Below are 8,953 nucleotides of genomic sequence, written 5' to 3' on the forward strand. Positions count from 1 at the left end.
AAGCCATGAAAGAGATTTTAAGGGTACCGATGTTTGGGTTGATGCTATTGTGTTTAACGCTTATCGTCTGTGTGACTATTTATATTTTAGTCGCACGCCATCCCAAATTTGCTGCCACCTTAGAAAAGATTTTTGTGGGGATACTTTTTTTTACCATCACTGGTGGTTCGGGGATCATGGCGATGCCCTTTACCAAACTCCATCCTAACGTTTTCTCCAACTTAGAAACTACACCCCCAACGATGATTGGTCAAATAGCCATTTATGGGGCCATGATATTAATGATATTTCCCCGCTTAACTAAAACTACCAAAAAGTTAGTTTATGTAGCCATTAAAGAAATTTCAGGAGACCCTTTTTTATGTGTTTTTTTGTTGCTGATGACTTTATCAGGGTTGTGGTCACAAACTCCTGAAATTTCTTTCCGGGCTAGTTTGGCTATTTGGGGAGTAACACTGGTTTCTATTTATGTAGGGAAACAGTATAGTTGGGTGGACATTTATGGATTATTGAGATGGCTAAGTGGTTTATTGGCCTTATGGGTAGTTGTGAAACCAAATCCAGGTCTCGACGGTTGTTGGTCGGGAGTTTTAGGCCATAAAAACCCTTTTTCTTTTCAAATGGCTAATACAGCTTCCTTATGGATTTTATATGCTGTTAAAGACCGTAAATATCGCTATTTATCCTTATTTATAACTTTAATAGCTTTAGTAGCATTGCAAAAAGGTTGTAGTGGTGCTAGTCGGATTTTGACAGTGGTATTAATCAGTTTGTGGAGTTATTTAGCCCTCTTAAAAAAATTACCTGTAAAATGGGCTTTTGTCTGCTTTATCTTATTTTTGGTGGGTAGTATAGGTATAAGTATTTTGGTGTTAAATAATTTAGAGGCTATTGTTGTGGATGGTTTGGGAAAAGATATGACTTTAACGGGTCGAACCGATTTTTGGCCTTTAATTATTGATCGAGTTAATCAAAATAATCCCATATTTGGTTATGGGGTGGCAGGATTTTGGCAGCCTTGGCGTGGCTTGGAAAACCCAGCTTACGGAATTATAGTAGCTAAAACTGGTTTTGTGCCACCCCACTCTCACAATGGTTTTATAGATATTCTTTGCCAACTGGGTTGGGGCGGATTGTTGTTGTTGATTTTGTCATTTATTAATAATATATTTAGAGGTATAAAGTACCTAGTTAAAGAAAGTTTTCCCGAGTCAGCTTTGCCTTTGTATCTATTAACATTTATGCTAATGACTAATTTGACAGAGGGGGGATTATTTGGGGTTGGTACTTATTGGTGTTGGTATGTAGTTTTATCGGTAAAATTGAGCTTAGATACGACAGCTAAAGATAATCCACACTGATGATGTCAGCATTGGGTCAGGCTGATTAATCGGGAGGCTTGAGTGCGATCGCACCCTTTAGCCTAAACTCCAATGATAACTCAGTAGACACACCTAAAAAAACCGAACACCCATAACCCAGACTTCTTAAAGAAGTCTGGGTTCTAATACCCATCGGGTTTGACGTTGAATAGGGTTAAGTAGTAGGACACAATTAATTACACAAAAATTTGGGCTACAAGCCTTGTCTAGTAAAGAATCAGCAAAAAATCAGTGTGTAATTAATTCTGTCCAATTACTTAATTTACCAGAACTTAAGCAACCATCCTATGAAGAGGGGCAACCACGGGGGATTGCCCCTACCAAACGCTATATGTAGAAGGCTGTGGGTAAGTCCTTTTTACTTAATATGACTCGCAATTGTTTCACTTTCCACCGTTGCTTCCACTGGCCAAGAATTTTCCATCTCTACGGTTTGTTTAGGCTGATAAACTGCCAAGTCGAACCAGAAAGTCGTACCCACATTAACTTCGCTAACTAAATTAATTTTAGTGTGGTGCTTGTCAATAATGTTTCTGACAATAGAAAGACCTAATCCCGTTCCTTCTAAAGTGTGTACTCGGTTTTCTACCCGGAAAAAGCGCTCGAAGATGGCTTGTTGGTCTTCAGGATCTATGCCAATTCCAGTATCAGAAATTTCGATCCGCACTACCGGAAAATGTTTGGCATCCGGTGACAAGTTTTGGTTGACGGATTGACCGTCTCTGTGGGTGGGCGCATCCGACTCTAGCAAATACGCTCGAATTGCCACCTTGCCGCCGGACTGAGTAAATTTTAAGGCATTTCCTACTAAATTTGCAAATACTTGTAGTAACAAATCGTAATGACCTAAAGCAGGCGGCAAATACGGGTCAACTTCTTGCTCTAATTCAATGCCTTTATCCTTAGCATTTAACTGATAAGTCCGCAGGGTTTGTTCCACAGCTTGCGGGAGGTCAACAGCCTCCAAGTGATAAACTCGGCAGGATTCCAGTCGCGACAAGTCTAACACGTCGTTAACTAAACGAGTTAGTCGATCGGTTTCTCGATTGGCAATTTCTAGGAATTCCCTGCGCTCGCTTTCTAGAAGGTCTTCTCCGTACTCGTGGAGAGTCTCGATAAAAGATTTGATGTTAAATAAAGGTGTTCTCAATTCGTGAGAAACATTGCTGATAAAATTGCTTTTAGCCTCATTGAGTTCTACTTCGCGAGTAATGTCCTGCACTGTCATTGCAATGCCTTTGAGACTTTCCCGGTAATTTCCGGAACCTTGATGCTTGGAGGTTTGCTCGTAGAAAGTACACTCTACAGCTAGCGGGCGTTGTGGCTCGGTACAGGTATCTTCCTCATGGCGGATGCAGCTTCTGCACAGCGGTTCGGCACCGGGCGCTTTGTGCAGAATGACTGTAGTTAAAACAATCCGAATTGTACGGTTAACTGGTTCGCTCAGCGAGATGCGGAATTCGCCGCCTTCGCGATCGCCCGCAGCTATTTCCTGCAACGGTCTCCCCAACTCCTGCTGCACTTCCGAAGGCAAAATGTTCAGAACATTTACTCCGAGCGCATTTTTGCCTTCCCACCCAAAAATCCGCATCCCCGTCGGATTAACTAAAATCACCTGCAAATTTGCGTCTAATAAAAGCGCGCCATCAGCAATCGTTGATACCAAAGTTTCTAACTTAGCTTTTTCCGCTGTCAGCTCTTCAATATTTTGTTCTTCATAACTTTCGAGTTTCTGGGCCATTTCATTAAAACTGCCAATTAACTCGCCCAATTCTCCCCCTAAAGGCAGGTCAACTCGCTGCTTAAAATTCCCGCTGGCAATGTTTTTGACCCCGAAGACTAATTGTTTTATCGGCTGAGTAATTGTCAGGGCATTAAATACAGCTCCCAAAATTACCATCACCCAAATAGTGACAAATACTGCTAAAGTGACATCCCTAGTCAGATTGGAAGAGATAACTGCTGCGGGATTTGGGTTAATGCCGATCGCCAAAACTCCCAAATATTTGTCTTCATGAATTAACGGCACAAACACATCGGTCACTTCCCCATCTGGCGTCAAATGCTGCCGTACCAAAGGCAAAGAAGTTAAATTTCTGGCCTCAATATCGGCGAGAAAATTATCGGGAAGTTTGATCTGGCGGCGCAGCGTTAGGGAAGTCTGCACCTCGGATTCCGAAAATGGTATCCCCAGGAAAATATCCCCCGCTTCGTCTGCATAAAGCATATAGCGGACGCTGGAGGTGCTGCTGTAAAATTGGCGGGAAAAGCGGGCGACTTCGGAGCGATCGTTTTTGGCAATGAGCGGCGCCACATTTGCCGCCAACAGCAGGCCGAGGTCTCGGCCGTAACGAGTATCGTTAAGTCGGGCGTCTTGCTGGATAGTATTCACGGCCCAGAATGTCAGGCCACTCATGATTAACGACACTACGAGGGTAGCACCGGCCATCAGGCGGGTCTGGAGGGTAAAATCCGACCACCAGCGGGCAATAATTTCTCCGATTTTGTTTAGTATGGCCAGCATTTCACCAGTTCACCCGTTCAATATTAAAAGCAAGATCAATTCAGTTGGCTCCCGATCGAATTTTCTGCTGCGACTTGTCCGCTACCGCCCCCGCAGAGATACCAAACTTCATTGTTACATTTCTACATTGAGATTGCTTGGCTTTCGGATGGCGGCCGATGTCGCCATTCCTAATTTTTATCGCCTAGAGCTCGGCGGCCGATGTCCCGGCGGCAGTAGACCCCTTCAAATTGGATGCAATCAACTGCTCCATAAGCTTTGGAGATAGCTTGTTCCAAAGTTTCTCCCGCCGCGGTGACGCCCAAAACCCGGCCGCCGTCGCTCACCAACTGCTGGTTCTTCAACTGAGTGCCGGCGTGAAACACTTCTGATCCTTTGGCTTCAGCTTCCTCGATACCTGTAATCACTTGGCCTTTTTGATAACTTCCAGGATAGCCTCCAGAAGCCAAAACTACGCAAACAGAAGCCCCCGACTTCCAGCGAATAGAATATTCACCGAGACGCTGCTGACAGCAGGCCAGCACCAAATCTTCTAAAGGAGTTTCCAGCAGTGACAAAACCGCTTGAGTTTCGGGATCTCCGAAACGGCAGTTGAATTCTAAGACTGTGGGTTCTCCGTCGGGGGTAATCATTAAACCTGCATAGAGTACACCCCGGTAGTCGATTTTGCGTTTTTGCAGTGCTGCGAGGGTGGGTTCGAGAATTTCTTCTTGAATCCTTTCCATGAGTTCCGGGGTGACAATGGGCGCTGGGGCGTAGGCTCCCATACCGCCGGTGTTGGCTCCCTTGTCGCCTTCGCCGATAGCTTTGTGGTCTTGGGCCGGCAGCAACGGTTCCACTGTGATGCCGTCGGTGAGGGCGAGAATCGAGACTTCTTGACCTGTTAAGAATTCTTCGACGACGACTCGGATGTTGTCTGTGCCGAATTCGCCTCGGAAAATGGTGTTGATGGCGCTGTGAGCCATTTTGACGGTGGTGGCAACGGTGACTCCTTTGCCTGATGCGAGTCCGTCTGCTTTGATGACTATTGGGGTTCCTTGTTCCAGAACGTATGCTTTGGCTGCTTCGGCGTCTGTAAATACGGCAGCTTTGGGTGTGGGGATGCCTGCTTCGAGCATCAGTTCTTTGGCCCAGGATTTGCTGGATTCAATTTGGGCGCCGGCTTTGGTGGGGCCGAAAATCATCATTTTTCGCTGTTGGAAATAGTCGGCGATGCCTAGCGATAGGGGCAATTCGGGGCCGACGATGACTAATCCGATGTTGTTGACCATCACAAAGCGTTCGATGCCTTGGAAGTCGTCGATGTTGAGCGACAGATTCTGACAGCCTGGGGTGGTAGCTGTGCCGCCGTTGCCCGGTACGCAGAATACTTGTTTAATCCGCGTAGATTCTAGCAGTTTTTTTGCGATCGCGTGTTCGCGACCTCCGTTTCCCACAACTAAAACTTTCACAGTATCCTCACCTATAAATTTTGTTCCCTGAATGTCTGATTTTCAGTGTTGGCATCTGTCTATCTGCTTTTTGCAGTGCTGTCAATTATGCCATGCTTGGCGCTAGGGAATTGCTAGATGTGGCACTTTTCTGGAGGAGTGGGCTTCGACGGCTGTTTCTCAATGGCTGGGAGCGTGCAATAATTAAAGACTTTAGCTGCCCAATTTTTCTAGGTTCTGCCTCGATTTAATCATGCAATTAAAACTATTTTTTGGCTTTTAACTCTGCAATTACTGTAATTGAGCCAGGGCCAAATAGCGATAAGATAGGCAGGTTGACTTTGCGGAATTTTACTCACATGAAATCAAATCAAACCGCTGCGAGTTCGTCTGCCAAATTTAAGCGGGTGGGCGTTGTCGGCGGCGGCCAGCTAGCTTCGATGATGGGGGATGCTGCTAGGGCACTCGGTATTGAATTGGTAGTACAAACTCCTAATGCTACTGACCCGGCAGTTTCTGTTGCTGCTGGTGCTGTTTTGGCGGCTGTTGATGATGTTTTGGCTACGGCTCAATTGGCTGCTGGCTGCGATGTTATTACTTTTGAAAATGAGTTTGTGGATTTGGATGGTTTGCGGCCGCTAGAACAGCAAGGTGTGTTATTTCAGCCGAGTTTGTCGTCGCTTTCTCCTTTGTTGGATAAGTACGTTCAGCGCTGTTATTTACAAAGTTTGGGTTTGCCAACTCCGAGGTTTTGGGAATGGGATTGCAGCGCGGATTTGCCTCCGGAATTGTTTAAGGCGGTGGCGATCGACTTTCGGGCAATTTCTGTTTCCGACAGGGTGCAGATTGCAGGAGAATCGGATGCTGGATCGATCGACTTTCCCTTTGTCGTCAAAGTTCGCCGCCACGGTTATGACGGCCAAGGTACTTTTATTGTTAAGGATCGGGGGAGTTTTGAGTCAATTCGTGCTAAGCTCAAGGGTCAGTCTTTGCTAGTGGAAGAGTTTGTGCCGTTCGATCGCGAGTTGGCTGTGATTGCAGCTCGATCGGCAACTGGGGAAATTGCGATTTATCCGATAGTGGAAACTCAGCAGCAAAATCAGGTTTGTCATGTGGTGATTGCGCCCGCTGATATTAGTTTAGATGTGAAAAATGAAGCTTGTGCGATCGCCCGCACTCTCCTCAACAGTTTGCAAGCTGTCGGCGTCTTCGGCATTGAATTATTTTTAACCGCTGATAATAAGCTGTTAGTCAATGAAATTGCACCCCGCACCCACAACTCGGGACATTTTACCATCGATGCCTGTGAAACTTCACAATTTGAACAGCATTTGCGCGCAGTTTGTCAACTGCCTTTAGGCAATTCGGATCTGAAATGTGCAGGCGCTGTGATGGTAAATTTGCTAGGCTACGAGTCGGCCCAGTCCGATTATTTAGCAAAAAGAAAACAACTGGCACAAATTAGCGGTGCTTTTGTCCATTGGTATGGTAAGAAAGTATCGCGTCCGGGCCGCAAACTCGGTCACGTTACAGTTGTGCTCGACGCGGACTTGGTGGCTCAGGGGCGATCATCAGTAGAGGATCTGGCTCAAACCGTTGAATCTATCTGGTATGCAAGTTAAATTGCTCGCAGCTTGCCAAAATCTGGTTAGTTGGTATATATTAAATAAAGGTTCTACTGCGACGTTGGTGACTGCCAATAATGTTTTTTTGATCTATAACTCTTAACTCTCGGGAATCAAGATGTTTGGACAGCAGTAAACTGGGCTTGTACCCAGAAACTTTAAGTCCGAGCCAACGGTACCCACCTGGTAAAATACCAGGTCAAAAGCTGAGGTAAGACGGCGTTGCGGGGAGCCATTAAAATTTTGATTGAGATAGGCGCTGTGAAATATAGCTAGCCTATTTTTTTTGGAGATAAACGCCTTTACTCATAGTTAACGTGAACTCGACGAGGGCGATCGCTACTGGGAAACACAGACCCCTCTGACTCGTACACACTACCAACTGGGCATTGGTAACAAGTTAGAAAGGAGTAGGTTTTGTCAATACCCCTTTGTGAATAAATATAATTGGGTAATAATGATAATCAAATAAGGGGTAAGGGTGGGAGAGCCCGCTGTAGGAGGACTCTTCCACGCAATGGCGCGATTATCATTATTAATAAGTTGTGGGCTCGATTGGCGTGGCACTGCGATCGATAACAGTGGCGGGCGATCGATAACAGTGGCGGGCGATAAGAGGCTGTTGGCGAAGGTCTGAGGGGTTTTACCCCTCAGACATCGCCGTCCTGAATAGGCAGAATGATTGTGCGATCGTACACCATATTAAATAGGGCTTGCTGAATATATCGATCGCACTTGACGTGGCATGGGTTAAGAACTGGTGCGATGCAAGTCAGGTGCAAAAAAAAACAGGTAAAATAGATCAAAACCCGTGCATCACCATCTGCGATGGTGTACCGAAAAGCCTCGCGGTGCTCACCCCTCACCCTCCGACTTTGAACTCCCCTCATGTGGAAAGTTGTCAGCAGATAACCGTTGGGTAAAAATGGCCCAAATAATCCCGTGGTCTGAATTTGAATCAGAATATGCGGCCAACTTCCCCACAGAAAAGGGGGCCCCTGCTAAATCCTTTAGGATGGCATTGTAGGCATTAATTATTAAAGAAAAATTAGGAATTAGCTGCGAGTGAAACAGTAGAACAGATCCGTGAAAACCCCTATCTGCAATCAGGGCTATTTCATTCTAAACAACTCCTTAATTAGTTTAAGGCCAAATCCCGCCAGACGTTGGGCTTGAGCCATATTATCAAATCCATAATCGCGGTATATGTGAGCGTGCAAAATTTCGAGCTGCTGCCCAAATTTGAACTAAAGGTTTTGTCCTTATACGAGAAGCATCTTCACCTTTAGTTACATTCCGCACATAATGAACCTTGTTTTCAACTCCCCAATAACCTCGAATCCGCTTGGCAAATTCTTCAGCCTTTTCAATCAAAGAAGAAACGTAAAAACGAATTTCAACACTTGATTCAATAATATTTGCTCGATGGAATTCGCGGTATGACTCAATACGAATCACGGTTTTAAGTCCCGGAAATTCAGGAATATTATCTAACTGATTACTAATACTAACCCTGCGTTTTTCAACTCGACCATGACCAACATTGTTCGATTCATGAGTCTGAATAGCTTGAAAATTGGATTGGACTGCTTCAAGTAGACCCGATTGGTTGCCTTTGAGCGCCCCAATATAGTCATTCCCACTGTCTACGATGGCTGGAGCAGTTTTTTTTTGTACTGATTGCATCAAAAGCGAACACTACACCCTTGAGGGCCATATCTTTGATAAATGCGGGTAAGGCCGTGATTTCATTAGTTTTTGAATCAACTTCATAGGGGTCGAGAATCAGCCCTCGTTCTACGATGTAGGCACTTACTAACATAATGGCCGGATGAGAATCTACATTAGCGTCATCATTAATCGCTTCATAAGACCATCGTAAAACTTTGCCGTCCACTGCAATAGTTTCGCTTTCTATCCCACATTCCGCACCCCGAACTGGCACATAGGCGGATTGAGGGGGTAAAAGTGAATCATCCGAGACCATCATGA

General features: G+C 45.3%; 6 protein-coding genes, 1 other RNA gene and 2 pseudogenes. 4 read left to right on the forward strand and 5 right to left on the reverse strand.

The genetic code is table 11. From position 1 onward, the window contains the following. The first annotated feature begins 5 nt into the window (after positions 1 to 5). Positions 6 to 1,361, forward strand: a complete 1,356-nt coding sequence (locus QUA16_RS24130) for an O-antigen ligase family protein (RefSeq protein WP_333181378.1) — start codon at positions 6 to 8, stop codon at positions 1,359 to 1,361. Positions 1,362 to 1,740: 379 nt separating this feature from the next. Here QUA16_RS24130 and QUA16_RS24135 read toward each other — a convergent pair whose 3' ends face one another. Beyond that, positions 1,741 to 3,906, reverse strand: coding sequence for an ATP-binding protein (locus tag QUA16_RS24135; RefSeq protein ID WP_333109146.1), 2,166 nt, complete (start codon positions 3,904 to 3,906; stop codon positions 1,741 to 1,743). A gap of 170 nt (positions 3,907 to 4,076) precedes the next feature. Continuing rightward, positions 4,077 to 5,357 carry a phosphoribosylamine--glycine ligase gene (purD, locus tag QUA16_RS24140; protein WP_333109148.1) on the reverse strand — a complete coding sequence of 427 codons (1,281 nt, stop codon included), beginning with the start codon at positions 5,355 to 5,357 and terminating at the stop codon, positions 4,077 to 4,079. A 338-nt stretch (positions 5,358 to 5,695) separates the two neighbouring features. Here purD and QUA16_RS24145 point away from each other — a divergent pair, with 338 nt between their 5' ends. Then, the gene (locus tag QUA16_RS24145) at positions 5,696 to 6,958 is read left to right on the forward strand and encodes a 5-(carboxyamino)imidazole ribonucleotide synthase (RefSeq protein WP_333109149.1); all 1,263 of its coding nucleotides are present in this window, start codon (positions 5,696 to 5,698) and stop codon (positions 6,956 to 6,958) included. A 50-nt stretch (positions 6,959 to 7,008) separates the two neighbouring features. Then, positions 7,009 to 7,196, forward strand: a non-coding RNA gene (gene ssrS, locus QUA16_RS24150) — 6S RNA. Between the two features lie 415 nt (positions 7,197 to 7,611). Here the strand turns inward: ssrS and QUA16_RS24155 are convergent. Then, the gene (locus tag QUA16_RS24155) at positions 7,612 to 7,743 is read right to left on the reverse strand and encodes a hypothetical protein (RefSeq protein WP_333181379.1); all 132 of its coding nucleotides are present in this window, start codon (positions 7,741 to 7,743) and stop codon (positions 7,612 to 7,614) included. A gap of 41 nt (positions 7,744 to 7,784) precedes the next feature. On the opposite strand from QUA16_RS24155, the pseudogene QUA16_RS24160 reads away from it, so the two are divergent. After that, positions 7,785 to 8,067 (forward strand): annotated as a pseudogene (locus tag QUA16_RS24160) (transposase); the annotation flags it as partial. Positions 8,068 to 8,146: 79 nt separating this feature from the next. Here the strand turns inward: QUA16_RS24160 and QUA16_RS24165 are convergent. Both QUA16_RS24165 and QUA16_RS24170 read right to left on the reverse strand, forming a co-directional pair. Further along, positions 8,147 to 8,647 (reverse strand): ISAs1 family transposase, encoded by a 501-nt coding sequence (locus QUA16_RS24165; RefSeq protein WP_333109152.1) that lies wholly within the window; start codon positions 8,645 to 8,647, stop codon positions 8,147 to 8,149. Further along, positions 8,595 to 8,953 (reverse strand): annotated as a pseudogene (locus QUA16_RS24170) (hypothetical protein); the annotation flags it as partial. The gene QUA16_RS24165 and the pseudogene QUA16_RS24170, both read right to left, overlap by 53 nt.

Source organism: Microcoleus sp. S13_C3 (assembly GCF_036700905.1).
Classification (GTDB): Bacteria; Cyanobacteriota; Cyanobacteriia; order Cyanobacteriales; family Microcoleaceae; genus Microcoleus.

Excerpts from the sequence above, each read along its gene's own strand:
- QUA16_RS24165 (WP_333109152.1), bottom strand. The coding sequence starts at position 8,647 with ATGCAATCAGTACAAAAAAAAACTGCTCCAGCCATCGTAGACAGTGGG.
- QUA16_RS24145 (WP_333109149.1), top strand. The coding sequence starts at position 5,696 with ATGAAATCAAATCAAACCGCTGCGAGTTCGTCTGCCAAATTTAAGCGG.
- QUA16_RS24135 (WP_333109146.1), bottom strand. The coding sequence starts at position 3,906 with ATGCTGGCCATACTAAACAAAATCGGAGAAATTATTGCCCGCTGGTGG.
- QUA16_RS24130 (WP_333181378.1), top strand. The coding sequence starts at position 6 with ATGAAAGAGATTTTAAGGGTACCGATGTTTGGGTTGATGCTATTGTGT.